18 protein-coding genes are annotated in these 25,884 nt (G+C 64.4%); 6 read left to right on the top strand and 12 right to left on the bottom strand.

All coding sequences use genetic code 11. The features are described 5' to 3' along the window. Positions 1-104 precede the first annotated feature (104 nt). Complete coding sequence (locus ABI582_RS06280) at positions 105-1,196, top strand: diguanylate cyclase domain-containing protein (protein ID WP_442118677.1); 1,092 nt, start codon at positions 105-107, stop codon at positions 1,194-1,196. A 116-nt stretch (positions 1,197-1,312) separates the two neighbouring features. Here the strand turns inward: ABI582_RS06280 and ABI582_RS06285 are convergent, their stop codons facing one another. Beyond that, entirely contained in the window at positions 1,313-2,611 is a 1,299-nt protein-coding gene (locus ABI582_RS06285) for an ATP-binding protein (RefSeq protein ID WP_442118678.1), read from the bottom strand. Positions 2,612-2,617: 6 nt separating this feature from the next. Continuing rightward, a complete protein-coding gene (locus ABI582_RS06290) occupies positions 2,618-3,319 on the bottom strand; it encodes a response regulator transcription factor (protein ID WP_016499479.1) in 702 nt (233 codons plus the stop codon). A 216-nt stretch (positions 3,320-3,535) separates the two neighbouring features. Between ABI582_RS06290 and ABI582_RS06295 the strand changes: the two genes are divergently transcribed. From ABI582_RS06295 to mobA, 3 genes are all read left to right on the top strand, one after another. Next, positions 3,536-4,711 carry an efflux RND transporter periplasmic adaptor subunit gene (locus ABI582_RS06295; RefSeq protein WP_442118679.1) on the top strand — a complete coding sequence of 392 codons (1,176 nt, stop codon included), beginning with the start codon at positions 3,536-3,538 and terminating at the stop codon, positions 4,709-4,711. A gap of 11 nt (positions 4,712-4,722) precedes the next feature. Continuing rightward, positions 4,723-7,851 carry a multidrug efflux RND transporter permease subunit gene (locus tag ABI582_RS06300; protein ID WP_442118680.1) on the top strand — a complete coding sequence of 1,043 codons (3,129 nt, stop codon included), beginning with the start codon at positions 4,723-4,725 and terminating at the stop codon, positions 7,849-7,851. Positions 7,852-7,912: 61 nt separating this feature from the next. Further along, complete coding sequence (gene mobA, locus ABI582_RS06305; protein ID WP_442118681.1) at positions 7,913-8,488, top strand: molybdenum cofactor guanylyltransferase MobA; 576 nt, start codon at positions 7,913-7,915, stop codon at positions 8,486-8,488. Positions 8,489-8,649: 161 nt separating this feature from the next. Here mobA and ABI582_RS06310 read toward each other — a convergent pair whose 3' ends face one another. The 5 genes from ABI582_RS06310 to peaA form a co-directional block, all read right to left on the bottom strand. After that, on the bottom strand, positions 8,650-10,323 hold the full coding sequence (locus ABI582_RS06310) for a fatty acid CoA ligase family protein (protein WP_442118682.1): 1,674 nt from the start codon (positions 10,321-10,323) through the stop codon (positions 8,650-8,652). 188 nt (positions 10,324-10,511) lie between these two features. Continuing rightward, complete coding sequence (peaD, locus tag ABI582_RS06315; RefSeq protein ID WP_442118683.1) at positions 10,512-11,633, bottom strand: quinohemoprotein amine dehydrogenase subunit beta; 1,122 nt, start codon at positions 11,631-11,633, stop codon at positions 10,512-10,514. 32 nt (positions 11,634-11,665) lie between these two features. Then, positions 11,666-11,989, bottom strand: coding sequence for a quinohemoprotein amine dehydrogenase subunit gamma (qhpC, locus tag ABI582_RS06320; protein ID WP_284356093.1), 324 nt, complete (start codon positions 11,987-11,989; stop codon positions 11,666-11,668). A gap of 1 nt (position 11,990) precedes the next feature. After that, complete coding sequence (gene peaB / locus ABI582_RS06325) at positions 11,991-13,421, bottom strand: quinohemoprotein amine dehydrogenase maturation protein (protein WP_338744123.1); 1,431 nt, start codon at positions 13,419-13,421, stop codon at positions 11,991-11,993. 48 nt (positions 13,422-13,469) lie between these two features. Further along, positions 13,470-15,035, bottom strand: coding sequence for a quinohemoprotein amine dehydrogenase subunit alpha (gene peaA, locus ABI582_RS06330; RefSeq protein WP_442118684.1), 1,566 nt, complete (start codon positions 15,033-15,035; stop codon positions 13,470-13,472). A gap of 433 nt (positions 15,036-15,468) precedes the next feature. Here peaA and ABI582_RS06335 point away from each other — a divergent pair, with 433 nt between their 5' ends. Both ABI582_RS06335 and ABI582_RS06340 read left to right on the top strand, forming a co-directional pair. Beyond that, a complete protein-coding gene (locus ABI582_RS06335) occupies positions 15,469-16,962 on the top strand; it encodes an aldehyde dehydrogenase family protein (RefSeq protein WP_442118685.1) in 1,494 nt (497 codons plus the stop codon). A 125-nt stretch (positions 16,963-17,087) separates the two neighbouring features. After that, a complete protein-coding gene (locus tag ABI582_RS06340; protein ID WP_442118686.1) occupies positions 17,088-18,401 on the top strand; it encodes a hypothetical protein in 1,314 nt (437 codons plus the stop codon). Positions 18,402-18,510: 109 nt separating this feature from the next. Here the strand turns inward: ABI582_RS06340 and qhpG are convergent, their stop codons facing one another. From qhpG to ABI582_RS06365, 5 genes are all read right to left on the bottom strand, one after another. Further along, positions 18,511-19,803, bottom strand: a complete 1,293-nt coding sequence (gene qhpG / locus ABI582_RS06345; RefSeq protein ID WP_442118687.1) for a flavin-dependent monooxygenase QhpG — start codon at positions 19,801-19,803, stop codon at positions 18,511-18,513. Then, complete coding sequence (gene qhpE, locus ABI582_RS06350) at positions 19,796-20,473, bottom strand: subtilisin-like serine protease QhpE (protein WP_442118688.1); 678 nt, start codon at positions 20,471-20,473, stop codon at positions 19,796-19,798. The genes qhpG and qhpE overlap by 8 nt, the downstream gene beginning before the upstream one ends. Continuing rightward, entirely contained in the window at positions 20,463-22,196 is a 1,734-nt protein-coding gene (locus ABI582_RS06355) for an ABC transporter ATP-binding protein (RefSeq protein WP_442118689.1), read from the bottom strand. The genes qhpE and ABI582_RS06355 overlap by 11 nt, the downstream gene beginning before the upstream one ends. A gap of 2 nt (positions 22,197-22,198) precedes the next feature. Next, entirely contained in the window at positions 22,199-24,109 is a 1,911-nt protein-coding gene (locus ABI582_RS06360) for a sigma-54-dependent Fis family transcriptional regulator (protein ID WP_442118690.1), read from the bottom strand. Between the two features lie 315 nt (positions 24,110-24,424). After that, the gene (locus ABI582_RS06365; RefSeq protein ID WP_442118691.1) at positions 24,425-25,804 is read right to left on the bottom strand and encodes a hypothetical protein; all 1,380 of its coding nucleotides are present in this window, start codon (positions 25,802-25,804) and stop codon (positions 24,425-24,427) included. Between the last annotated feature and the right edge of the window lie 80 nt (positions 25,805-25,884).

A 25,884-nucleotide genomic window follows, 5' to 3' on the forward strand; every position in this document is an offset into this window, starting at 1 on the left:
GCAGCACAAGGCTGCTCCTACAGATAGCGCAGGCCTCTTGTAGGAGCAGCCTTGTGCTGCGAAAGGGCCGGGCCTGGCAAAGCAGTACCCCCAGGAGCTCACCCATGTTCAAAACCATCGAGGAACACGTACGCAAGCAGGTCGCCCCCGCCGCCTTGCGCGCCGAGTTCCGCCAGCACGAATTCGAGTCCATGCGCCCGTTCTGCCTGCTGGTGTTCTGCGTCAGCCTCCTGACCTGGCTGGTATTCGACCTGATCGTCAGCTTTCTCGGCGGCCAAGGCTTTACCTGGCTTTCCTTCCTGTTCTTCGCCCTGCTCGGCTGCCTGACCGTCGTGCTGCATTTCACCCGTCGCAGCCATCACTTCGATGTGCTCAACCTGCTGTTCATTACCGTCATTACTCTGGGCATGCGGCTGGTAATCGAAGGCCTCCCGGTGGCCCTGCGCCCGGTGTGGCTGATCCTCGGGGTCTCCACCGTGCTGTATGCCATGTCGGTGCTGCCGGTGCGGCGCTGGTCATTCTTCTGCGCCATGGCCATCACCTGGGTGATGCTCAGCCCGTTCTACCACACCCGCATGGAGCCCGACGCGCTCGAAGGCGCCATGCTGATCAGCTACGCAGTGTTTCTCAGCGGCCTGGTCAGCTACAGCTACCTGCAGATCCGCAAGACCAAACTGCACAACTTCTACCTGTCCAAGGTGTTGCTGGAGCAAGCCTACGTCGACGCCCTGACCGAAATCCCCAACCGCCGCTCGTTCATGGCCCAGGCCGACCGCCAGCTGCGCATGGCCACCTCCGGGCAGTACCTGGCGATGATCGATATCGACAATTTCAAGCGGGTCAATGACCGCTTCGGCCATGACGTAGGCGACGAAGTGCTCAAGCGAGTGGCCCTGCATATCAAGGCGAGCATGGCCGGCCATGCGTTTGCCCGGCTGGGCGGTGAGGAGTTCGCAATCTTCCTGCAGGGGCTGGACCAGCAGGGTGCCGAGCAGCAGGTGGCGGCGTTGTGCCAACGAGTGCGCGAGGACAGGGGCGAGCACCCGGTAACCATCAGCATAGGCCTGGCCCGGGTGGGCAGGAGCGACAGCCTGACCACAGCGCTGGTCCGCGCCGACCAGGCATTGTATGAAGCCAAGCACACCGGCAAGGACCGGTTTGTGTTGTGGAGTACACAGTTGGCGGAGCAGGGCTAGCAGGCCCGGCCTCTTCGCGGGTGAACCTGCTCCCACAGGGACCGCACAGATTTTGAACGCTGTGGCGTACCTGTGGGAGCGGGTTTACCCGCGAAGAGGCCGGCACAGGCACCCCATCACCCTGCAGGCAAGCGGATCCTGAACTGCGCCCCGCCCAGCGCCGACTGCGCCACGGTCAAGGTCCCGCCCTGCCCTTCGATCGCCCGCCGGCTGATCGCCAGCCCCAGGCCAAAACCGCCGGTGTTGCGGTCGCGGCTGCGGTCCAGCCGGTAGAACGGCTGGAAAATCCGCTCCCGCTCCTCCACCGGAATACCAATCCCGTCATCCTCCACCGTCAGCAGGCAAGCGCCATCGTCCTCCAGCCGCAAGCGCAGCAACAGGCTTTCATCGCAATAGCGCATGGCATTGCGCACCAGGTTCTGCACCGCCCGCGCCGTCAGCCGTGGGTCCAGCACAAACCGGGGCAAATTGCCCTCGGCCCGCACTTCCCACTGGATACCCCGGCCATCGAGTTCTTCGGCAAAGCCGCCGAGTACGCTGTCGACCAGTTCCAGCAACGACACCTCGACCCGCTCGCGGGCCTGGTCGGCGTTGTACAGCCGGCTGTAGGACAGCAGTTCCAGCACCAGCTCATCCAGCTCGCGCACATGCCCCACCAGCTCCAGCAGGCGTTTGCGGCTGGCCGGCGGCACTTCGTCGAACAGCAGCACCAGGCCGAAGTCCAGGCGGGTCAGCGGTGTGCGCAGTTCATGGGACACCGCATTGAGCAGCTCGCGCTGCTGGTTGACGTGGCGCTCCAGGTCACTGGCCATGGTGTCAAACACCCCGGCCAACTCACCAATGTTGGAATGCGGCGAAATGTGAGTGCGCTCGGCCATCTGCCCCTGGCCCAGGCGCCGGGCGGTTTCCTTCAGGCGCTCCAGGTCGCGCCAGTGCGGCCATACCCATAACAGCAGGCAGCCCAGCATGGCCGCACCGATCAGCACGGTCACGCCCCACGACAGCACATTGATGTCCAGCGGGTCAGGCGGTGCGTGCAGGCGCACCAGCCAGTCCTTGTCCAGCGGTGCCAGCACGGTTTCGTAGTAACCCCACTCAGCAATGCGCACAGCGTACTGGCCCTGCTCCAGGCGCGCCTGCTCGTCCGCGCTCAGTTCGGCCTGATCCATACGCAGCAGTTTCACTTCCAGCGGGGCGAACGCGCTGGCCAGGTCTTGCTCCACAGCCGGCCACTGCTCGCGCGGGGCCTGGTGGAACTGGCGCACGATCAGCGACTGCACGCCTTTGGCCTGGTCCAGGTTGTAGGCCATGAAGCGCTCCTGGAACAGGCCGACGATGGTGTCAGGAATGAACAGTAGCGCACCGGCGTAGGCGACGATGATCACCAGGTACAGCCGCACCAGGATCTTGAGCATGGTCGGTCAGCACTCCCACTCGACGCGGCTGAACAGGTATCCCTTGCCCCACACGGTCTTGATCTTGCGCGCTTCGCCGGCGTTATCGTCGAACTTGCGCCGCAGCTTGGAAATGGCCACGTCTACCGAACGGTCAGTGCCGTTGAACTCGATACCGCGCAGCTGCTGCAAGATACGGTCGCGGTTCAGCACTTCGCCGGCATTGCGCGCCAGTACCACCAGCAGGTTGTACTCGCCGCTGGACAACTCCACCTCCTCGCCGCGCCAGCTGACCGTGCGCTCGGCCAGATCGATGCGCAGGCCACCGATCAGGATCAGGTCGTTATCCAGCCGCGGCTCGTTGACGCTGCTGCGGCGCAGCAGGGTACGCACGCGGGCAAGCAGCACGCGCGGCTCACAGGGCTTGGTCACGTAGTCGTCGGCGCCCATTTCCAGGCCCAATACCTGATCATGGCTGTCGTCGCGGGCGGTCAGCATCAGGATCGGCAGAGTCTGTGACTCCTGGCGCAGCAGGCGGCACAGTTGCAGGCCATCGATACCCGGCAGCATCAGGTCGAGGATGACCAGGTCGGGTTTTTGCCGACGATATTCGTCCAGCACATGATCGCCCCGGGCGATCACCTGGACATGGAAGTCGTTGCGTTGCAGGTAGCTGGCGATCAGCTCGGAAAGTGCGCTGTCGTCTTCGACCAGGAAAATATTCGGCATAGGTGCTTGGGAATCTGGGTTGAGGTAGGCCTGTACGCGATCCGTGTGGGAGCGGGTTTACCCGCGAAGAGGCCGGCACAGGCATACGCAGAATATAGAACCCAGCCGCACGAAAGGATTGTTCTTCACACTTTTTCACACTCGCCCTACAGGTGTTAACAGCCGCACGGGCAATACCTGCCGTACCATACGCCCGGTCATCATCGGAAGATCCGCATGCCTACTACCCTCCCCCCTCGCCTGCGCCCATTGGCGTTCATGGCGTTTCTGAGCCTGTCCCTGGCCGGCTGTGGCGACAGCGCCGAGCAAGACGAAAAAGCCCCTACCCCGCAAGTGCGGGTAGAAACCCTGCAACTGCAGCCACTGGCCATCAGCAGCGAACTCAGCGGCCGGATCCTGGCTCCGCGCACCGCCGAAGTGCGCGCGCGCGTCGCGGGCGTGGTGCTCAAGCGGGTGTACCGCGAAGGCAGTGACGTCAAACAGGGCGATGTGCTGTTCCTGATCGACCCAGCGCCATTCAAGGCCGACCATGACAGCGCCCGCGCCACCCTGGCAAAGGCCGAGGCTACCTTGTACCAGGCGCGTTTGCAGGAGCAGCGCTACCGCGAACTGGTCGACGACAAGGCTGTCAGCCGCCAGGAATATGACAACGCAAAGGCCAGCTTCCTGCAGGCCGATGCCGAAGTGGCCGCGGCCAAGGCTGCCTTGGAACGCACCCGCCTGAACCTCGGCTACGCCACCGTAACGGCGCCGATTTCTGGCCGTATCGGCCGTGCCCTGGTCACTGAAGGCGCACTGGTCGGCCAGAATGAGACCACCCCACTGGCCACCATCCAGCAGCTGGACCCGATCCATGCCGACGTCACCCAGTCTACCCGCGAGCTCAACGCCCTGCGCCGCGCCTTGCGCGCAGGCGAACTGCAGCAGGTGGGCGACGGCCAGGCCCGCGCCACGCTGATCCAGGACGACGGCAGCGCCTACCCGCTGCCAGGCAAGCTGCTGTTCTCGGACATCAGCGTCGACCCCACCACCAACCAGATCACCCTGCGCAGCGAGTTCCCCAACCCGGACCTCGACCTGTTGCCCGGCAGCTACGTGCGCGTGCGCCTGGAACAGGCCGTGCAACCCAAGGGCCTGAGCGTGCCGCAGCGCGCCATCCTGCGCGACAGCGCCGGCGTGCCCAAGGTGCTGGTGGTCGACCAGCAAGCCCGGGTCAGCGACCGCCAGGTAGTGCTGGGCAGCGCCCAGGGCGATCGCTGGGTCGTCAGCGAGGGCTTGGCCCCTGGCGAGCGGGTGGTGGTCGAAGGCTTGCAGCACGTCAAGGCCGGTGACCAGGTGCAGGTTGAACAAAACCCCGGTGTAGCACCCATCGCTCAGCACACCGGCCAGTGAGGGCCTGATTCATGCCGCAATTCTTCATCGACCGCCCGGTGTTCGCCTGGGTGGTCGCGCTGTTTATCCTGCTGGCCGGTGCGCTGGCCATCCCGCAGCTGCCGGTAGCCCAGTACCCCAACGTGGCACCGCCGCAGGTGGAAATCTATGCCGTGTACCCGGGCGCCTCGGCGGCGACCATGGACGAAAGCGTGGTGAGCCTGATCGAGCAGGAACTCAACGGCGCCGACAACCTGCTGTACTTCGAGTCGCAGAGCAGCCTGGGCAGCGCCACCATCACCGCCACCTTCGCGCCGGGGACCAACCCGGACCTGGCCCAGGTCGACGTGCAGAACCGCCTGAAGGTGGTCGAGTCGCGCCTGCCGCGCCCGGTCACCCAGCAGGGCCTGCAAGTGGAAAAGGTGTCCACCGGCTTCCTGCTGCTGGGCACCCTCACCTCCGAAGACGGCAAGCTCGACGAAACCGCACTGTCGGACATTCTCGCGCGCAACGTGATGGACGAAATCCGCCGCCTCAAGGGTGTCGGCAAGGCCCAGCTGTACGGCTCGGAGCGCGCCATGCGCATCTGGATCGACCCGGGCAAGCTCATCGGCTTCAACCTCACGCCCAACGACGTGGCCGAGGCCATCGCGGCGCAGAACGCCCAAGTGGCGCCTGGCAGCATCGGCGACCTGCCCAGCCGCGACACCCAGGAAATCACCGCCAACGTGGTGGTCAAGGGCCAGCTGAGCACCCCCGAGGAATTTGCCGCCATTGTCCTGCGCGCCAACCTGGATGGCTCCACGGTCACCGTCGGTGATGTCGCCCGGGTCGAGATCGGCGCCCAGGAATACCAATACGGCACGCGCCTGAACGGCAAGCCGGCCACCGCGTTCAGCGTGCAGCTCTCACCGGGTGCCAACGCCATGGAAACCGCCACCCTGGTGCGGGCAAAAATGCAGGACCTGGCGCGGTACTTCCCGGAAGGCGTCAAGTACGACATTCCTTATGACACCTCGCCGTTCGTCAAGGTGTCGATCGAGCAGGTCATCACCACCCTGTTCGAAGCCATGCTGCTGGTGTTCGCGGTAATGTTCCTGTTCCTGCAGAACCTGCGCTATACCCTGATCCCCACCCTGGTGGTGCCGGTGGCGCTGATGGGCACCTTCGCGGTCATGCTGGCCATGGGCTTCTCGGTCAACGTGCTGACCCTGTTCGGCATGGTGCTGGCCATCGGCATCCTGGTCGACGATGCCATCGTGGTGGTGGAAAACGTTGAGCGCATCATGGCCGAGGAAGGCCTGCCGCCCAAAGAAGCAACGCGCAAGGCGATGGGCCAGATCAGCGGTGCGATTGTCGGCATCACTTTGGTGCTGGTGGCGGTGTTCCTGCCAATGGCCTTCATGCAGGGTTCGGTTGGGGTGATATACCAGCAGTTCTCGGTGTCGATGGCGGTGTCGATCCTGTTCTCGGCATTCCTGGCCCTCAGCCTCACCCCCGCCCTGTGCGCCACCCTGCTCAAGCCGGTGGCCAAGGGTGAGCACCATGAACGCAAAGGCTTCTTCGGCTGGTTCAACCGCCGCTTCGAAAGCATGAGCAACGGCTATCAGCGCTGGGTGGTACAGGCGCTCAAGCGCAGCGGCCGCTACCTGCTGCTGTACGCGGTGCTGCTGGCGGTGCTGGGCTATGGCTTCAGCCAGTTGCCCACGGCATTCTTGCCCACCGAAGACCAGGGCTACACCATCACCGACATCCAGCTGCCGCCCGGGGCCAGCCGCATGCGCACCGAACAGGTGGCTGCGCAAATCGAGGCACACAACGCCGAGGAACCCGGCGTAGGCAACACTACCGTGATCCTCGGCTTCAGCTTCTCCGGTAGCGGGCAAAACGCGGCACTGACCTTCACCACCCTCAAGGACTGGTCCGAGCGCGGCGCCGACGACAGCGCCCAGTCGATTGCCGACCGCGCCAGCGCGGCCTTCTCCCAGCTGAAGGACGCCGTGGCGTTTTCGGTGCTGCCGCCGCCTATCGACGGCCTGGGCGAGTCGACCGGCTTCGAGTTCCGCCTGCAGGACCGCGGCGGCATGGGCCACGCCGCGCTGATGGCTGCCCGCGACACGCTGCTGGCCAATGCGGGCAAAAGCAAGGTGCTGACCAACGTGCGCGAAGCGTCGCTGGCCGAAAGCCCGCAAGTGCAGCTGGAAATCGACCGCCGCCAGGCCAATGCCCTGGGGGTGTCGTTTGCCGATATCGGCTCGGTACTGGACGTGGCGGTGGGCTCCAGCTACGTCAACGACTTCCCCAACCAGGGCCGCATGCAGCGTGTGGTGGTGCAGGCCGAAGGCGACCAGCGCAGCCAGGTCGAAGACCTGCTGAAAATCCACGTACGCAACAACAGCGGCAAGATGGTGCCACTGGGCGCATTCGTCCAGGCCAAGTGGGTCAGCGGCCCGGTGCAGTTGACCCGCTACAACGGCTACCCGGCGGTGTCGATTTCCGGTGAGCCGGCAGCTGGCCACAGCTCGGGCGAAGCCATGGCCGAAATCGAACGCCTGGTGGCGCAGTTGCCGCCCGGCGCGGGCCTTGAGTGGACCGGCCTGTCGCTGCAAGAACGCTTGTCCGGCAGCCAGGCGCCGATGCTGATGGCATTGTCGTTGCTGATCGTGTTCCTGTGCCTGGCAGCGCTGTACGAAAGCTGGTCGATCCCGACCGCCGTGCTGCTGGTGGTACCGCTCGGTATCCTGGGGGCGGTGCTGGCCGTGACCCTGCGCGGCATGCCCAACGACGTGTTCTTCAAGGTTGGCCTGATTACCCTGATCGGCCTGTCGGCGAAGAACGCCATCCTCATCATCGAGTTCGCCAAGCACCTGGTCGACCAGGGCGTGGACGCCGCAGACGCCGCCGTACAGGCTGCCCGCCTGCGCCTGCGGCCCATCGTGATGACCTCGCTGGCGTTCATCCTCGGTGTGGTACCCCTGGCCATTGCCAGCGGCGCCAGCTCGGCCAGCCAGCAGGCCATCGGCACCGGGGTGATCGGCGGCATGCTCAGCGCCACGTTGGCGGTGGTGTTTGTGCCGGTGTTCTTCGTGGTGGTGATGCGCCTTGCGGGACGGCGTCAGGCGCGTGATGCCAACGCACAAGGCGGGATAAGCGAAAGCTGACTGGACAAGCCCCGTGTGAAATGGGAGGGTTCCCGGCAATGACTGCCCGGAGCCCTTTTTCATGCCTGATGCACTGCCCCCCTGCTCCATCCTCATTCTCGCCGGCGGCCGTGGCCAACGCATGGGCGGGCGCGACAAAGGCCTGGTCGCCTGGCAGGGCGAACCGCTTGTTGTGCATGTACAGCGGGTGGTGCGGCCGCTAAGCGATGACCTGGTGATTTCCTGCAACCGTAACCAGGAGGCTTACGGCACGTACGCCGACCAGTTGGTGGGCGATGCAGAAGCCGACTTCCCGGGGCCGCTGGCAGGGGTGATTGCCGGTCTCAAGGTGGCTCGGCATGACTGGGTGGTGCTGCTGGCCTGCGATGCACCGCGGGTTGACCGCGAACTGATCGAAGACTTGCTGAGGCTGGCGGTGGCCGGCGACAGTGCGGCAATGGTGCGCCAGGGCGGGTATTGGCAGCCGATGTTCAGCGTGCTGCCACGGCGAATACTGCCAATGCTGGAGCAGGCCTGGGCGGCGGGTGAGCGCAGCTTGCAGAAGGCCCTGCTGCGCGAGGCGGTGCAGGGGCTGGAATGCACCGAGGATGATCGCCGGCTAAGCAACTTCAACAGCCCGGAACTATTGCAAGGCTAAGCACATGGCGCGGTCATTGTAGGAGCGGCCTTGTGCCGCGAAAGGGCTGCGAAGCGGCCCCGGGATTTCAGCTGTGATGCATAAATTGCTGGGGCCGCTGTGCGGCCCTTTCGCGGCACAAGGCCGCTCCTACAAAGGTCCGCGTAGCTGAGGGGTGATGGTTATCGGGAGGACAACTCCTCGACACTGATCTCACGCATCCTGAATTTCTGCACCTTGCCAGTGACCGTCATCGGGAACTCGTCGACAAAGCGGAAATACCGGGGCACCTTGAAGTGCGCAATCCGCGCCCTCGCCCACTCACGCAGCGCTTCTTCACTGGCGGTATGCCCCGGGTGCAGCCGCACCCAGGCCACGATTTCTTCGCCGTACTTGCTGCACGGCACGCCAATCACTTGCACATCCGCCACCGCCGGGTGGGTGAAGAAGAACTCTTCCAGCTCGCGCGGGTAGATGTTCTCGCCGCCGCGAATGATCATGTCCTTGCTGCGCCCGACGATGCGCACATACCCCTGTTCATCCATTACCGCCAGGTCGCCGGTGTGCATCCAGCCGTCTTCATCGATGCTCTCGGCCGTGGCCTTGGGGTTGTTCCAGTAACCGAGCATCACGCTGTAGCCGCGGGTGCACAGTTCGCCTATCTCGCCACGCGGCACGGTGTTGCCGTCGGCGTCCACCACCTTGTTTTCCAACCGTGGCTGGGTACGGCCAACACTGGTCACCCGGCGCTCCAGGTCATCATCGGGGCCGGTCTGCAGCGACACCGGGCTGGTTTCGGTCATGCCATAGGCAATCTGCACCTCGGCCATGTGCATTTCGCCGATCACCCGGCGCATCACCTCGATCGGGCAGGTGGCGCCGGCCATGATCCCGGTGCGCAGGCTGGACAGGTCGAACTCGCCGCGTTGCGGGTGGTCCAGTTCGGCGATGAACATGGTCGGCACACCGTACAGCGCGGTAGCCTTTTCCTCCGCCACGGCACGCAGCGTGGCCAGCGGGTCGAAGGCATCGTTGGGGTAGATCAGGGTGCTGCCGTGGGTCATGCAACCAAGGTTGGCCATGACCATGCCGAAACAGTGATACAGCGGCACCGGCACCACCAGCCGGTCGTGCTCGGTAAGGCCCAGGCTTTCGCCGACCATGTAGCCGTTGTTGAGGATGTTGCTGTGGCTGAGGGTGGCGCCCTTGGGGAACCCGGTAGTGCCGGAGGTGTACTGGATGTTGATCGGGTCGTCGCAGCGCAGCTGCGCCTGGCGTTCGACCAGGGCCTGGCGGCTGACAGACTCGGCACGCGCCTGCAATGCGTGCCAGGCCAGAAAGCCAGATGGTGGCGAGGCAGCCAGGCTGACCACCCCGCGCAGCTCGGGGAAGCGCTCGCAGCTCAGTGCGCCTGGTTGGCCGCTGGCCAGGCCAGGGACCAGGCCCTGCAGCATGGCGTGGTAATCGGAGGTCTTGAATGCGTCGGCACAGATCACCCAGCGGCAGCCGGACTGCCCGAGGGCGTAGTCCAGCTCACTGGAGCGATAGGCCGGGTTGATGTTGACCAGGATCGCGCCCACCTTTGCGCTGGCGAACTGGGTGATGCACCACTCGGCGCAGTTGGGTGCCCAGATACCCAGCCGGTCACCGGGTTGCACGCTCAGTGCCATCAGCGCGCGGGCGTGCTGGTCGACGGCAGCGGCCAGTTGCTGCCAGGTGTAGCGCAGAGCCTGGTGGCGCACCACCAGCGCCTCGCGGTCGGGGAAGCGGGCGACGGTGGCGTCGAAGGCGTCGCCGATGCATTGGGTAAGCAGGGCCTTGTTCTGGTTGCCCTGGGAGTAGCTTGGCTGGGGCATGGGCGCTCTCTTGTTGTTTTTGTAGTGTCTGGGCCGGCCTCTTCGCAGCACAAGGCTGCTCCTACATTGGAACGCGGTGACCTGTAGGAGCAGCCTTGTGCTGCGAAGAGGCCGGCCCATACATTGGAACGTGGTGACCTGTAGGAGCAGCCTTGTGCTGCGAAAAGGCCAGTAAATCCACCCTCGTTCTAGCGGATGAACACCTGCGGCGTAGTGGTGGACATGTCACCACCGGGCAACTTGATGTTCTTCACCTTCTCCAGCGTATCCGGGTTGAACACCGCCAGGTCATTGAAGGTGCCGCCCAGGTACAGCTTGTCGCCCTTCTTGTCGAAAGCGACGCAGTAGTAGGTGTGCTCAAGGTTAGCCGCCTTGATCAGCTTGCGCTGCTTGATGTCGTACTTGGCCAGGCGGTTGAGCACGCCGTAGATCTGGTTCGGGTCTTTAGGCGAGCGCAGGCCGGTGAAGTACAGCTCGGTCAGGTCGGCGAATTCCTGGGTGTGGGTCTTGCCGGTCTTGAGGTCGACGCTCAGGTAGCCATACAACGGCTCGGCGGTGGCTGGGTCCTGCTTGTCGTCCTTGAACCTGGCAATGGTGTACAGCATGGTGAACTCGTGACGCGGGCTCTGGTGCGGCCAGAAGTACAGCACGTCCGGGGCGCTGTAGCCTTTGCGGTTCCAGTTGCGCAGCGGCAAGGCCACGGTGTACTTGCCGGTCTTCACATCCATCTTGTAGATGTCCGGCCCTGCGACAAACAGGCTGCCATCGTCGGCGGCACGCATCAGGTACACCTGGCGCGGCATCGGGAAGGTGCGCACCGGCTTGGCCTGCAGGCCATCGGTGGTGCTGAACACCTCCAGCCGTGGCGGCTTGACCACGTAATGGTCGTTCAGCATCTGGGTCGGATTGACCGTGGCGTACACTTCCTTGCCATCCGGGCTGATGGCGAAGGAGTACATCGACCGGCCCACTTCACCCGCCACGCTCGACAGGTTGGCCCGGAAGGTGTTCTTGCAGGTGTCCAGGTCGATGCCGTAAATGTCGCCGTAATGGTTGTTGAGCACGTAGGCGGTACGGTTGTCCGGCGCCATCATCGCCGTGCCAGGGCCGAACTTGTCGGGCATCTGGCAGCTTTTGTACACCGTGTCGGTGGCCACATCGACCACATGCAGGTTGTTCGGGTAGTTGGTCACGATCATGTATTCGTGGCCAGCCTTCAGCGCAGGCCCGGTGTCGTCAGCCTGAGCCAGCCCGGCGCAGGCCGTGGCGGCGATGGTGAGCGCGAGTTGCGCGCAGCGTCCAGCTTTCATGCGGTTTCCCCTTGTCATTCTTGTTGGGCCGGTCACTTGTCTTTCGGGAACACAGTGCCCAGGTTGCGCCAGTCATCCGCCGAGTTGGTCGCCTGGGCGTTCCAGTCCTGATAGGTGCTCATCATGTCCGGCACCTGGGCCGGCCACCAGCAAGGGTCGGAGCAGCCATACAGGTCGGCCTCCATCGGCTGGCACAGCGAGCTCACGCCACCAAAGGCATCCACTTCCCAACCCGGGTCGGTGGTGGCCGTGCAGCCGGCCACCGCACTCATGGCCACGACTTCTTCGATGCGGTCTTCGGCAGCGGCCTGCTCAAGGATGCGCGCCTTGTTGTTCAGGGGCTTCAAGTGCTTCATGTCAGTGCGCCTTCCGCGGGGTGATGTAGCGGTCGATGAAGGCCGGGTTGGCGGCCATGATGCGGCTGTAGACTTCGATGCCGAAGTCGACCCAGTCGCGCATCAGTTCGCAATAGTGGTAGGTCGGGTGCTGCGGGTCGCCGTAGCGGGCGTAGCTTTCGTGGTAGCAGCCACCGGAGCACAGGTTGCGAATGCGGCAGCTCTCGCAGCCGGTGTTGCTGCGGTCCAGGCGCTGCGACAGGAAGTCGTTGAGCTCCACCTGCTTCACACCCTGGTGCACGTTGCCGAAGGTCGGCAGGCTAGAGCCGGTGAAACGGTGGCACAGGTTCAGCTCGCCTTCATGGTCCACCGCCAGCATTTTCAGCCCGGCACCGCATGGCAGCGCCTTCTTGTGGCCCTCGTGAATGTCGGTGATCAGCTGGTGCAGGTTGGAGAAACCGATGTTGCGGTGCTCCAGCGCTGCGTCCAGGTAGCGGCGGCCCAGCGCCTTCATGTTGGCGAAGACCTCAACCAGTTCTTCGCCGGTGAGGTTGAAGGCCGCCATGTCGCCGGAGGTGACCGGGGCAAAGCCGACTTCGGCAAAGCCCATTTCGTTGAACAGGTGGTTCCAGATAGTCTCGATATCGGTGATGCCGCGGGTCAGGGTTACCCGCGCCCCCACCGGGCGACTGTTGTAACGCGACAGCAGCATGTCGGCCTTGCGCCGCACCACGTCGTAGGTACCCTGCCCGCCCACCGTGATGCGGTTGCGGTCATGCACGGTCTTGGGGCCGTCGATGCTGATCGACAGGCCGAAACGGTGGGCATTGAGCCAGTCGACAATTTCTTCGGTCAGCAACGTGGCATTGGTGGTCATGATGAACTCCACCTGCTTGCCCGCTTCGGCGAAACGCCGCTCGCAGTAAGCCACCATGTGCTCGATCAGCGGCCGGTTGGACAACGGCTCGCCACCGAAGAACACCACGCTGTAGCGCTCCTCGTCGGGCGATTCCTTGAGCAGCATTTCCACCGAGGCTTCGGCGGTGGCGGTGCTCATCTTCTTGCCGGCAGAAGGCTTGTCCAGGTCTTCCTTGTAACAATAGGTACAGCTCAGGTTGCAACCAGTGTTGACGTTGAGCACCACGGTATTCAGCGCGGTGCGCTCGACCCGCTTGACGCCGATTTCCGGGGTCAGCGGCGAGCCGTCGCTGACCAGCTCCAGCGCGATCAGCTCGCGCAGGGTGTCCTGGATATCGTCGCCGGCAAACTGCTGGCCCAGGCGCTGCATCAGCTCCTCGGCCGAACAGCCTTGCTGGCGCAACGTGTCGATGATGCCCCCGGTCACCGCGTCGGCGGTGAACAGCGAACTGCTGGGGATATGGAACAGCATGCGGTCGGCATCAACCTGCACTTCATGCAGGTTGCGTTCGACCAGGTTCAGTAGTGCGCCCATGGCGACCTCCCGGTAATCGATCCGATGGAAAACCGTTACACCCTGCCGTTACGGCAGCGGCGGGTTGTTCCAGCGCTGAACGGTGACGATCATGTGCCCTTCGCCGGTCTGGCCACCGTCGGCCAGCGTGGCGATAACCTTCAGGTTGCCCGCGTTGTTGGTCATCATCTTGCGTTCAGGGTTAGGGCCGGCACCGCCTGGCACGAACACCCCGTCGGCCTGCATCTGCCCGGCGAACTTGACGTCTTCGTCCTCGACCGCACGCTCGTTGAACGGCTCGACCTTCCAGGTGGCCGGCAGGTAGCCGATGCGCAGCGGCTGGCCACTGGCATCCTTGCCCCAGGCTTCGGCCTCGAAACGGCCTTGCACCTTCGGCACCGAAGCGCCGTTTTCGCCGATGCGGGCAATGGAGAACGCCGGCACGACCTTCACTTCCTCGACCTTGTCGTAAACCGCCAGGCTCACGCCTTTGAGCGCGCCCACTGCAACTTCGCGCTGCCCGGGCTTGGCGTCGGCTGCCGCGCGGGCCTTGACCCGTACCAGCGTCGGGGTCTGCTCCAGTACCTGGGTCACTTCTACCCCGGCACCCAGGTCGGGCTTGCCGTCCAGGCCGCTGCCCACCAAGGTGATCTCGCTCTCGCCACCGGCCTTGATGAATGCCGGTTGCACCGCCAGCAGGCGCGCCTTGCCTTCCTTGGCTGCCGTAAAGTCAAGGCCGCGCTCGTCGTGTTCGGCCTCGAACATGCGGCCTTTCATTTCGCCATCCAGCGCCGCGAACACCTGGCGCAGATTGGTGTCGCCAACCTTGACGTTGCCGCGCCATTCATAGCCGTTGTACAGGATCGCCGTGCCGCTGCCGTTGAACGGCGTACCGTCGGCATAGGCGCCCTTGACCTCGACCTTGAAGGTGTCGCCCTCCCCGGCCGAAACGCTCATCACACCGCGCACATCGCCCTTGGCCAGCATGTGGCCGCTGAACGCCCACTGCCCCGGCAGCACGTCGGCCTTCGGTTTTGCCTGCTGCCATTCAGCCCAGGCCGGGTTGTCCAGCGGGTAGCGCCTGGCAAGTTCCGGCACCACCTGTTGCAGGGCAATCGGCAACCAGTCGCGGTCCCGCGCCTGGGCCTGGTATTCGAGGGACGGCCACTGGCCGAGGTGGAAGTTGACCAGGTGCTCCCACTCCTTGGCCGGGCGGCGTTGCAAGGCGACGCGAGCACCAGAGTGGCAGCGGCCACAGGTTTCGCTGAGCTGGGTGTCGAAATGCTCGACCGTGTTCAGCCGGCGCTCCATGGCGTAGCGCACGCCATCGGTTTCGCTGGGCGCCAGGCCCTGCTTGTCGGCCAGGTACTTGACCAGCGTGCGACGGTCGTCGTCGCTGATCTGCAGGCCGTGCATCACCTGCATGCGAGCGATGCTCATCAGCCAGCCTTCCGGGGTTTTACGCTGGTGGCTGATGCGGCTGTAGGTATCGTTGCCTTCGGGGATATGGCACCCCATGCACTTGTTCTGCAACAGGCTCGGGCCCTGCTCGGCCGCCATGGCCTGGGTGCTCAGCAGCGCGGCGGCGGCCAGCGCCAGTTTGCCCGCATGCCGCCGGAGTCGAGTCGTCTTCAAGGTCAGACCTCCACGGTTGTTGTTCTTATCGTTTTTCGCACGCTTTGGTACAGCAGGTGTGCATGTGGCAGTTGTGATACAGGAACTGTGCCAGTTGCTGTAAAAGCGTTGCCTTTCAACCTTTTAGGCAGTTTCCGTGGCCTGACCAGCAGCCAACATGGCCACTTGCAGCGTGCCATTTCGCGACTAGGTGTTTCATCCTGAGACAAGGGCCTGCCACGCAGGCCTTCGCGGGCAAGCCCGCGAAGAGGCCGGGACATCCACTGTTGCACCACCGTCTCACACCGTCTCAATGTGCAACAGCGCACGCCTGCAATCACAACCTTGCGCCCAGGCAAAACCCAACGCCTTCAACGCCTTGCGGCCATCTGCCCACCTTGGCACGCCCATTGCGCCAGTGCCCTTCACACCCAATGACAAGAGGCACAGCCCCATGCTTTCCGATCTGCCCATCCTGCCCGCCACCCGCGCCTTTCTCGAACGCAAGTTGAAGATGCGCATCGGCGCCGACTGGCAGGACGCCGCCAGCGGCCGCACCCTGTCGTTCCGCAACCCGGCCACTGGCGAAGTGCTGGGCGAAGTGCCCGCCGCCGACGCCGAGGATGTCGACCGCGCCGTGCGCGCAGCACGCCAGGCCTTCGACGACTCGCCGTGGAGCCGCCTGCGCCCACGCGAACGGCAGAACCTGCTGTGGCGCCTGGCCGACCTGATGGAGCGCGACGCTCGCCAGCTGGCCGAGCTGGAATGCCTGAACAACGGCAAGAGCGCCGCCGTGGCCCAGGTGATGGACGTGCAGCTGGCCATTGACTTCCTGCGCTACATGGCGGGCTGGGCCACCAAGATCGAGGGTAGCACCGTCGAAGCCTCCATGCCGTTGATGCCCAACGACCAGTTCCACGGCTTTGTGCGCCGTGAGGCCATCGGCGTGGTCGGCGCCATCGTCGCCTGGAACTTCCCGCTGCTGTTGGCCTGCTGGAAGCTCGGCCCGGCCCTGGCCACCGGCTGCACCATCGTGCTCAAACCCGCCGATGAAACCCCACTGAGCGTGCTGAAGCTGGCTGAACTGGTAGACGAAGCTGGCTACCCGGCAGGCGTGTTCAACGTGGTGACCGGCACCGGCCTGAACGCCGGCGCCGCGCTCAGCCGCCACCCCGGCGTCGACAAGCTGACCTTCACCGGTTCCACCGAAGTGGGCAAGCTGATCGGCAAGGCGGCCATGGACAACATGACCCGCGTCACCCTGGAGCTGGGCGGCAAGTCGCCGACCATCGTCATGCCCGACGCCAACCTGCAGGAAGCTGCTGCCGGCGCCGCCACGGCGATCTTCTTCAACCAGGGCCAGGTGTGCTGCGCTGGCTCGCGGCTGTACGTGCACCGCAAGCACTTCGACAATGTGGTGGCCGACATCGCCGGGATCGCCAACGGCATGAAGCTGGGTAACGGGCTGGACCCAGCCGTGCAGATGGGCCCGTTGATCTCGGCCAAGCAGCAGGACCGCGTCACCGGCTATATCGAGCTTGGCCGCGAACTGGGTGCGACCATCGCCTGCGGCGGCGAAGGCTTTGGCCCGGGTTACTTCGTCAAGCCGACGGTGATCGTCGATGTCGATCAGCGCCACCGCCTGGTGCAGGAAGAAATCTTCGGGCCGGTGCTGGTGGCGATGCCGTTCGATGACCTGGACGAAGTAATCGGCATGGCCAACGACAACCCCTATGGCCTGGGTGCGAGCATCTGGTCCAACGACCTGGCGGCGGTGCATCGGATGATCCCGCGCATCAAGTCCGGCTCGGTGTGGGTCAACTGCCACAGCGCGCTGGACCCGGCGCTGCCGTTTGGTGGCTACAAGATGTCTGGCGTGGGTCGTGAGATGGGCGCAGCGGCCATCGAGCACTACACCGAGCTCAAGTCAGTGCTGATCAAGCTCTGATCTTCTGCCTGTACCGGCCTCTTCGCCGCACACAAGCGCACGCGGTCCCTGTAGGAGCAGCCTTGTGCTGCGAAGAGGCCGGCCCAGGCAACCCAAAACAACAATAAAAAACCATGGAGCACCCCATGAGGCACACACTCGCCTGCACATTGGCCATGCTGCTCGCCGCGCCCGCCAGCCAGGCCTACGAGCTGTACAACCAGAACGGCACCACCCTCAACGCCGACCTCGAAGCCCTGTTCGGCACGTTCCACAGCGACGAAAGCTTCAACCAGGCCGGCAACCGCCAACCCGGCAGCACCGCCTGGCAGGAGGGTTACGTCAAATACGGCCTCAGCGCCAGCCAGGCCCTGGCCGATAGCGGGGCCATGTACGGTGCCTTCAACCTGCTCAGTTCTGCCACTTGGGGCGACGGCGATGCTGCCGGCCTGACCCTGGGCGATGAGCGTCGCACCGCCATCGAAGACCTGTACCTGGGCTGGCGCTCGGCCAACCTGTTCCCGGCCCTGGGCGAAGACGGCGTGGACATTTCTGGCGGCCGCCAGGTGGTGACGCTGGGTGACGGCTTCCTGATCCAGGGCGACCCGGTGAACCTGGGCAAGGTCGACCTGGGCGCCAACTTCGACCGTGGCGGTGCCTACTACCTGGCTGCTCGCAAGGCCTTCGACCGCACCGCCGTGCTGCGCCTGGGCGGCAAACAGGGCTGGCGCGGCGACCTGATGTGGTTGAAGTCCGACAACCACTACCAGGCCGACACCTCGCTGGCGGTGGCCAACCTGGAACACGTCGCCGACGCCGGTACCCTTGGCCTCAGCTGGATCCGCGGCCTGGACGTGGACCAGCGCTACGCGCAGATCATGGGCCTGGAGCACCGCGACGGCATGAACACCGCCAGCCTGCGCGGGCGCGGCAACCTGGGCGTGAAAGACCTCGAGCTGGCTGCCGAGTACGTGACCCAGGACAAGACCGGCGGGCGCGAGAATGCCTGGTACCTGGAGGGCAACTGGACCTTCTCCGAGCTCCCCTGGTCACCCACCGCCACCTACCGCTACAGCCGCTTTTCCGAAGATTTCGACCCACTGTTCTATGGGCTGAGCCGAGGCTACGGCACCTGGTTCCAGGGTGAAGTGGCAGCCAACTATGCCGGGCCGTTCAACAAGAACAGCCAGGTGCACCACGTGGCGCTGAAAGGCAAGCCGCAGGACAACCTCACCGTCGGCGCGCTGTACTTCGACTTCGACACGCTGGACACCGACCAGGGCAACCTCGGTGGGCGGGAGCTGGACCTGTATGTGGAGTGGATGGTCAACGACCACCTGCTGATCAGCCCGCTGGTGGGGTTCTACAAGCCTGAGCGCAGTGCGGCCAATGGCGGTACGCAGCTGGGTAGCCGTGACACCGGCACCTATATGCAGTTGATCATCGGAACGTTCTTCTGAATTGAAAATTTTGCGGCGGCCCCGCAGCCCTTCGCGACACAACGCGCCTCAGTGGTCCCTGTAGGAGCGGCCTTGCGTCGCGAAGGGCCGCAAAGCGGCCCCGGCAATCTCAAACCAACCCCTGCTCCGCCAACCACCGCCGCACCATCCTCTGCTGTTCACCCGCAAGCCCTGACAACACAGCCTCGACAGGCGAGCCACTACGTATTCTCCGCACCACCGGCGCCAACTCCACCCCCTGCAAATGCCACACCCCCAACGGCTGATCCGCCGTTACCACCACCTCGGCCGCATCCACCAGCCCATCACGCAGCACCGGCCGCCGCTCAACCCGTGCTGCTTGCCAATCAGCCGCCTGATGCAGTGGCTGCGCATCCGGCCAGCCCTGGCGCCTGGCCCAGAACGGCTGCCCCGCCCGCCCCTGCTCCTGCCCGTAGAAATCCCGCCCGATACGGGCAAAGCGCAAGAACAGCTGCTCGACCCGCTGCTGGTGAAACTGACGCGCCAACTCGGCTCGTTCAGGCCTGCGCAGCAACGTATTGATTACCACCGGTGCCTGTAGCGCCGAAGATAGCGACTGGAAGATCCCGTTGCCCGACAGCGGATCAACGGCCATCGCGGCATCACCCACCCGTATCCAGTCCTGCCCGACACATTCGCCCGCCAAAATCGCCGTACTGCTGCGCGCATGCACCTGTGCTGGCACCAGCGCGCTCTCATCGAACAGCTCGGCCACCAGCGCACTGCTGGCACGCCGCGCCGCGCAGAACTCCGCCAGTCCGGCCTTGCCCGGCAGCCCTGCAGCGTCCAGGGTGGCTTGCCAGTAGCAGCGGCCATCTTCCAGGCGCGCCATCCACGCCCAGCCATCCTCCAGGCTTTCCACTGCCGACGCAGGCGCCCCGGGGCTACCCTGCCAGACATTGAGCAGGCTGACTGTTTCGGGCCCGCGCAAGCGGTCTGCAGCCAGCGGTGCCTGACGGCCTCGGGCCTCAACGAGAAAATCAGCGATCAGTACCTGCCCATCGTCCAGACGAACACGATGACCGCCCTCGTGCACGACCTCGCGCACCCGCCCCTCGACCACACTCACGCCGGCCCGCTGAAGGTCGTCGCGCAGCGCCCGGTCAAACCGTTGTCGACCCAGCAGAAATTCCTGGTTCATTTGCAGGTGCTGGCCGTTCCAGTGCACCTGCCGGGTAGCCAACATGGTCGCCTGGCCCAAGGCCCCGCCAAGGCCCGCATGCCGCAAGCCCTCCAGTACTCGCTGCGAAACCCCTTCCACTGCCGCGAAACGGCGCCATTCCGACACCACCGTCACGGTGTAGCCAAGCCGCCGCAAGCCGATGGCCGTGGCAGCACCTGCAGGGCCGGCGCCCAGCACCACAATGCGCGCATCAGCCATGGCTGGCCCCTCGCCGCTCAGGGCCGATGAACGACGCGTGAGCACGCAACCAGTCATGGATCTGCTGGCGGTCCATACCCGGCTCGTCACGCAGCAACGCCGCAATCCTTCCGCTCAAAGCCGCACAGCCCAAGCTCGCGCCCGCTCTGCCGCCCTCCCCCACATAACCGCCGAAGTCCGCCTGCCGGGTGCCCAGCCAGGACCACTGGCCAGGCGCGCAACGCGCATCACCGGTAACCCGGAGCACCCCGGGGTAGCTGGCCGGGTACACCGGCCCACCCTGTGCAGGGCTGGATGCACACAACAGCACACCCGCAGCCAAGGCTTCAGCGCAAGCCTGGTGCAGTACAGGCCGGTCCTGCTGCAAGCCAAGGCTGAGATTGACCAGCGTTGCCCCTGACTCCACCAGCCACAACAGCGCGGCAGAGACCTGTAACGCACTGGTGCTGGCCTGGTCGCCGAATACCTGGGCCACCAGCGTCCGTACGGGACCGGCCTCGCGTTGCAGGCCGGCGAGTACCGTACTGCCATGCCCTAGCTGGTCGGGCAGCATTTCTCCTTCGCGCAATTGGCCGCCTTCCAGCCAGAAACGCCGCGCGCCAAGCAAACCGCTGGCCTGCTCCGGCGAGCAGCCGCTGTCGATGATGCCAACGCACACGTCAGTGCCCATGCTTCATCACCTCCTGCGCCAGCACCTGCAACTGGCCATCATGCAGTTGCAAGTGCAGGTCGGCATCGGCCAGGGTCGAAGCCCGGTGGCTGATCAGGATGCGCGTGCGGCCGGCGAATAGCTGGTCGATGGCCGCGATCACTTCCCGTTCAGTGGCTTCGTCCACTGCCGAGGTGGCCTCGTCCAGCACCAGAATCGCCGGGGCCTGCAGCACTGCGCGGGCGATGGCGATGCGTTGCTTCTGCCCGCCGGACAACTGCTGGCCACGCTCGCCCAGCAAGCCGTCCAGGCCCAACGGCAGGCTTTCGACCAGGCTGTCCAGCCGCGCCAGGCGCACCACTCGCTCCAGCTCCGCGCGGCTGGCATCCGGCACGCCGTAGGCGAGGTTTTGCGCCAAGGTGCCACGGAACAGCACGATGTCCTGGCTGACCACCGCGATGCGTCGGCGCAGCGCGGCCAGATCCAGGTCGCGCAGGTCGGTGCCGTCCAGCAGAATGCGCCCGGCGTCCGGGTCATAAAAACGTTGCAGCAGGTCGATCAGGGTCGACTTGCCCATCCCCGAGGCACCGCTGATGGCCACCTTCAGGCCACCCGGCACGCACACCTGCACGTTGTTCAGCACCGCGCCCTGCCGCCCTTCATGGGCGAAGCTCAGCGCCTCGAGGCGCAATTCGCCCGGCCCGTCGGGCATGGGCAGCGGGTTGGCTGCCGGGCGCACGGCCACGGCCTCGCGCTTCAGCTCCATCACCCGCCCCAGGCTCACCGCCATGCGCTGTACCGCCACATATAGGCCCAGCAGGCTCTGAACCGGGCCTACTGCCATGCCCATGTAGGTGGAAAAGGCGATCAGCGCACCCAACTGCCACGTTCCCTGGATCACCCACCAGCCGCCCACCAGAAACGCGCAAGCGCGGCACCAGGAAGTGAGCGTGCCGGGGATGGCCTGGGTGAAGAACTCGGTCACCTGTACCTTCAGCAACTGGCGCATGTAACCCTGGCCAAGCTGATCCAGCCTACCTGCTTCGCGGCCTTGCTGGCCGGCCGCCTGAATGAACTTCATCGCCGGCAAGGTCTCGACCAGGAACGACGACACGTCCGCCGAACGCTCGCGCAGGCTGCGCACTTCGCGCTCCACCTTGCGCCGCATCCAGCGCAGCCACAGCACCTCGATCGGCACCAGCAGCGCCAGCAACAGCGACAGCTGCCATGACAGCATCAGCATCAACGCCACCGCGCCCACCAGGCCAATGACGGCAGACACAGCCGAGAACAACGAATCCACGGCAAAGCGCTGGATCTCCGCCACATCGCCATCCAGCCGCGAAAGAATGTCGCCCATGCGCCGCCGCCCATAGAACGTCGGCGACAGCTGCTGCAGGTGACGGTACAGGTCATCACGCAGGGCAAACAGGATACGCCCCGACAGCCGCGTGTGCAGGTAGCGGTTGACCCCTGCCAGCACCGTACCCAACAGGCCCGCGCCGATCATGATCGCCGCCATGTGCCAGAGGGTCTGGTAGTCCTTGGCCAACAGCCCCTCGTCAATCAGGGTCTTGACCAGCCAGGGCTGCGCCAACGCCAGCAGCGAGGCGCCCAGCGACAAGCCGAGCAACAGGCCGATGGCGCGCCGATGCGGGCGTACGAAACCATACAGCCAGGCCAACGCCTGGCGCATGAGTGCAGGGTCGCTGGAGTCCACCAGCCTTGCGAACAATGGGCCCATGGTTAGCCGCGCAACTGTTTGAGCTTGCGGTACAGCGTCGCCCGGCTGATCCCCAGTGCCTCGGCCGCGGCGGAAACGTTACCCTGGTGGCGCGCCAGGGCACCGCGAATCAATTCCAGCTCGTTGTCCTTGAGGCTGCCGGAAGGCGCCGTGCCGCTGGCCAGTTCATCCAGCAGGCAGTCGGTGAGGTGGTCCAGGGTCAGCACCTGCTCGCCGTCCTCGCGCATGGCCAGCGCTGTGCGCACTACCATTTCCAGCTGGCGAATGTTGCCCGGCCAGTCGAAGCCTTCGAGCAATGTGGCCAGAGCCGGGTCCAGGGTTATACCGCGGGCACCGGCCTTGTCCAGCAGGCCCTGGATGATCTCCGCCAGGTCATCACGCTCGCGCAGCGCCGGCAAGCGCAGTGATACGCCATTGACCCGGTAGTACAGGTCTTCGCGAAAATGCTGTTCCTGTACCAGGCGTTTGAGGTCGCGGTGGGTGGCGCAGATCAGCGCCACATCAATGTCCTGCTCGTCGCCGGCACCCAGCGGTGCCACCCGGCGTTCCTGCAATACCCGCAACAGGCGCGCTTGCAGGGCCAGCGGCATGTCACCTATTTCATCGAGGAACAGCGTGCCACCATGGGCCTGCATCAACCGCCCGACCATGCCGCCCCGGCGCGATCCTGTGAACGCGCCCTCGCGGTAGCCGAACAGCTCGGACTCGATCAAGCCTTCGGGGATGGCTGCGCAGTTCACGGCTACAAACGGTTTGTCAGCGCGCGGGCTGGCCTGGTGCAGGGCCCGGGCGACCACTTCCTTGCCGGTACCGGTCTCGCCCAGCAGCAGCACCGGCAGGCCATTGCCCAGCCCCTGGCGCGCCATGCGCAGGTTGCGCGCCAACCGTGGGTCAGCACCGGCCAGGGCGTCGAGTGCCGGCGACTGCTTGCCCAGCGCGGGCTTGCTTGCCGGCCAGCTGCCATGGAGCTGGCCATGGCGCGGCAGCTGCAGGGCACGGAAGTAGAACTCGCCCTTGGCCGTCTGCACACTGCTCACCCCACCCTGCCACAGGCGTGCGATAAACGCAGGTGAGCGCTCGCCGAGCAGGTCAGTGCTGCGCCGACCAATCAGCTCGTGGCGCGGCACCTGCAACAACTGGCAGGCACTGTCGTTGGCTGCCAGCACTTCACCGTCCAGGCTCAGTGCCAGTAGGCCATGCCAGGCACTGTTCAGGTATTGCGGGCGGCTGTGGAACGCCAGCACCAGTTGCTCTGGGTGGCACAGGCCAAACATACGGCTTTCGATGTTGCCGGCGGCCAGCATCAGTGTCGACAGGCTGTCCTGCGGTTGCGCCATCACCCCTTCACGGGTGATATCGAGCACGCCGATCACCTCGCCACGCGGGTCACGCAGGGGTACCGAGGTGCAGGAAAACGGGCTGAGGCGGTCAAGGTAATGTTCGCCGCAGTTGATCAGCGTCGGCCGGCCTTCCACCACGGCGGTGCCGATGGCATTGGTGCCGCGCAGCGACTCGCTCCAGCAACTGCCCGGGTGCAGGTCGCGCAGGCCCTCGCGGCTGAGCACGTGGGTCTGGCCCTCGATGGCCAGCACGTTGGCCTGGGCGTCGCCGAGGATGACGATACCGGCCTTGCCCTGACGTGCGACCAGGTAGTCCAGTTCCGGGGTGACGGCGTCGACCAACAGGCGATTGCGCTCCAGCAGCATGCGCAGGTCGTGGCCCTGCTCAAGGCCCAGGCCGACCTGCTCGCCCTGCAGGCAATCCAGGCCATGGCCCAGGCTGCGGCGCCAGGACGCGTCGATCTCGTCGCGCAGCATGCCCAGCGGCAGCTCGCCTTCGCTGGCCAGCTTCAGGCGGGCCTGGCGGGATTCATGCAGCGGGTCGTGGGCGTTTGTTATGAGTTGTCGCGCCATTTTCTACTCCGGCTGTGCCCTGCAAGGTGGCGGGGTACGGGCTTGGGAATTTTCCGCAGTGTGCGGGAGAAATGGCTGGGCGTCATCTGGTTGATGGGTTGAGGGGGGTGTCATGGATCGCCGGGTGTTCGGCTGAGGTTTTGTGTGGGCGCATGAATCGAGCGCCGCCCGCGCGGCGCATCGCGACGCAAGGCCGCTCCTACAGAGACCGCGTTCAGGGAAGGGTTTCAAGCTGAGGGCATGGGTAGTAACACTTATGTTGGCCGCACCGGCTGCTTCGCGGTTTTTCCCACGGTGCGACCAACATAAAGGCTGTTATCGCTCTTGCGCCTGCGTGACTTTCAGGTTGTCTATGACCATTCTCGGGTTCTTGCCATCGTCAACCATGTAAAGGTTCAGGATTTCAGGGCCGTCGACCGTAAGTTCATCCGATCCATAATGCATACCTTCACGGTCATTCAGCAGCCTGTGGTTTTCGGTAAACGAGAGATCCCTTGTGCATATATCACTGCAGCCCCAGTCGTAACTTACGCGGCGACGCCCGTTGCCAGGGAGTAAAATCTCGGTTGAATCTACGAACTTTAGATGTTTCCCGCTAATGGAACTTCCGCCGCCCTCGTGCGTGTCGTCACTGATTCCACCCGCCCCATGGAGAATGAATGCTAACCGGTCCACTTTGAATTCCTTGCGGTCACCGACTTCCTCGGATTCAAAATCAATGTGCGAGGTGACGACGGGGCGCCCCACTGCTTGGTCTTCCTCATCGTAGGTAAACTGCATGACCTGGTCCTTTGCCGTGGGAAGCTTGATTCGGATGACAGGAACCGCCTGGCCATAAGCAGCGTGATAACGGACCTGGTCAAATTGGGCCAGCAAGCCCGCTTGCGTTTGACCTTCCACATAGAAAAATGCATACAAAGGCAAGTCTGCGCCCACGCCGACTTTCCAGACAGGGAGCAAAATCTCGTTGTAGCCAAACCACGCTTCTGCGCTCAACCCCGCCCTGACTTTTGTCGGCATCTCGAACCACTGCGCCTTCATGTTAGCGGGGGCTTCGCGCAGGTCCCAACCGCAGACTCTGGATTTCGCGATGTCATCGTCACTGTACGTAGCCAGCCACGCATCGGCATCCCTCACACCGACTTTCTGGCACGCATCGGTGGTGGCTTCAAACCCGTCATGCGGTCCGCATCCGTTTGCCGTATCGCGGTTGTCCGTTCCGCCATCTATTGGGAACGTGCACAACACTTCAAGATCGCGAATCTTGTTATACGGGATGGCCTGGAGGGGCGGAAACAAAAAACCATTGAAGCGTTCCGCCGCCCTGCCGAAGTTGGTATCGCGGCGCACCCAGGAAAACGCGATGGCGCCTTTGTCCAAGTGCTTCTGGCTCGGGTCCCAAGGTAGAAAGCCTGGGCTGAGGCCCGTGGCACGCATTTCGATACCGCTGCACAGGTAACTCGGTTTATCAGGCCCGCCGCAGTCTTCGGTGACGGAATCATACCAAACCTTGAGTTGCGCGATTGCCTGCTCCCCGCGCTTGTTCAGCGCGGTCAACTGCTGTGATTTGGCTGTTTCACTTATCAATAACTGGGTCTGTGCGACTGGGCGGGGAGCCTGCACAGAGGGCGTATGCGCTCCGCAACCGACCAAACTACCAATGATTAAAAATAGCATCCCTATCCGAGTCATCATTACCGAGCACCTTTTCCATGTCATCTCCGCCCGCACATTGAGATATGTACGGGGCATTGATGCTATTTGCTCACAGTAAA

Source organism: Pseudomonas sp. SAS7 (assembly GCF_052112345.1).
In the GTDB taxonomy this organism is placed as follows: domain Bacteria; phylum Pseudomonadota; class Gammaproteobacteria; order Pseudomonadales; family Pseudomonadaceae; genus Aquipseudomonas; species Aquipseudomonas putida_Q.

What these genes read in the sequence shown, in the direction of transcription:
- ABI582_RS06280 (WP_442118677.1), top strand. Translation starts at nt 105, where the DNA reads ATGTTCAAAACCATCGAGGAACACGTACGCAAGCAGGTCGCCCCCGCC.
- ABI582_RS06295 (WP_442118679.1), top strand. Translation starts at nt 3,536, where the DNA reads ATGCCTACTACCCTCCCCCCTCGCCTGCGCCCATTGGCGTTCATGGCG.
- ABI582_RS06360 (WP_442118690.1), bottom strand. Translation starts at nt 24,109, where the DNA reads ATGGCGCGACAACTCATAACAAACGCCCACGACCCGCTGCATGAATCC.
- ABI582_RS06290 (WP_016499479.1), bottom strand. Translation starts at nt 3,319, where the DNA reads ATGCCGAATATTTTCCTGGTCGAAGACGACAGCGCACTTTCCGAGCTG.
- ABI582_RS06340 (WP_442118686.1), top strand. Translation starts at nt 17,088, where the DNA reads ATGAGGCACACACTCGCCTGCACATTGGCCATGCTGCTCGCCGCGCCC.
- ABI582_RS06310 (WP_442118682.1), bottom strand. Translation starts at nt 10,323, where the DNA reads ATGCCCCAGCCAAGCTACTCCCAGGGCAACCAGAACAAGGCCCTGCTT.
- mobA (WP_442118681.1), top strand. Translation starts at nt 7,913, where the DNA reads ATGCCTGATGCACTGCCCCCCTGCTCCATCCTCATTCTCGCCGGCGGC.
- peaB (WP_338744123.1), bottom strand. Translation starts at nt 13,421, where the DNA reads ATGGGCGCACTACTGAACCTGGTCGAACGCAACCTGCATGAAGTGCAG.
- qhpE (WP_442118688.1), bottom strand. Translation starts at nt 20,473, where the DNA reads ATGGGCACTGACGTGTGCGTTGGCATCATCGACAGCGGCTGCTCGCCG.
- ABI582_RS06365 (WP_442118691.1), bottom strand. Translation starts at nt 25,804, where the DNA reads ATGATGACTCGGATAGGGATGCTATTTTTAATCATTGGTAGTTTGGTC.
- ABI582_RS06355 (WP_442118689.1), bottom strand. Translation starts at nt 22,196, where the DNA reads ATGGGCCCATTGTTCGCAAGGCTGGTGGACTCCAGCGACCCTGCACTC.
- qhpC (WP_284356093.1), bottom strand. Translation starts at nt 11,989, where the DNA reads ATGAAGCACTTGAAGCCCCTGAACAACAAGGCGCGCATCCTTGAGCAG.
- ABI582_RS06300 (WP_442118680.1), top strand. Translation starts at nt 4,723, where the DNA reads ATGCCGCAATTCTTCATCGACCGCCCGGTGTTCGCCTGGGTGGTCGCG.
- ABI582_RS06285 (WP_442118678.1), bottom strand. Translation starts at nt 2,611, where the DNA reads ATGCTCAAGATCCTGGTGCGGCTGTACCTGGTGATCATCGTCGCCTAC.
- peaD (WP_442118683.1), bottom strand. Translation starts at nt 11,633, where the DNA reads ATGAAAGCTGGACGCTGCGCGCAACTCGCGCTCACCATCGCCGCCACG.
- qhpG (WP_442118687.1), bottom strand. Translation starts at nt 19,803, where the DNA reads ATGGCTGATGCGCGCATTGTGGTGCTGGGCGCCGGCCCTGCAGGTGCT.
- ABI582_RS06335 (WP_442118685.1), top strand. Translation starts at nt 15,469, where the DNA reads ATGCTTTCCGATCTGCCCATCCTGCCCGCCACCCGCGCCTTTCTCGAA.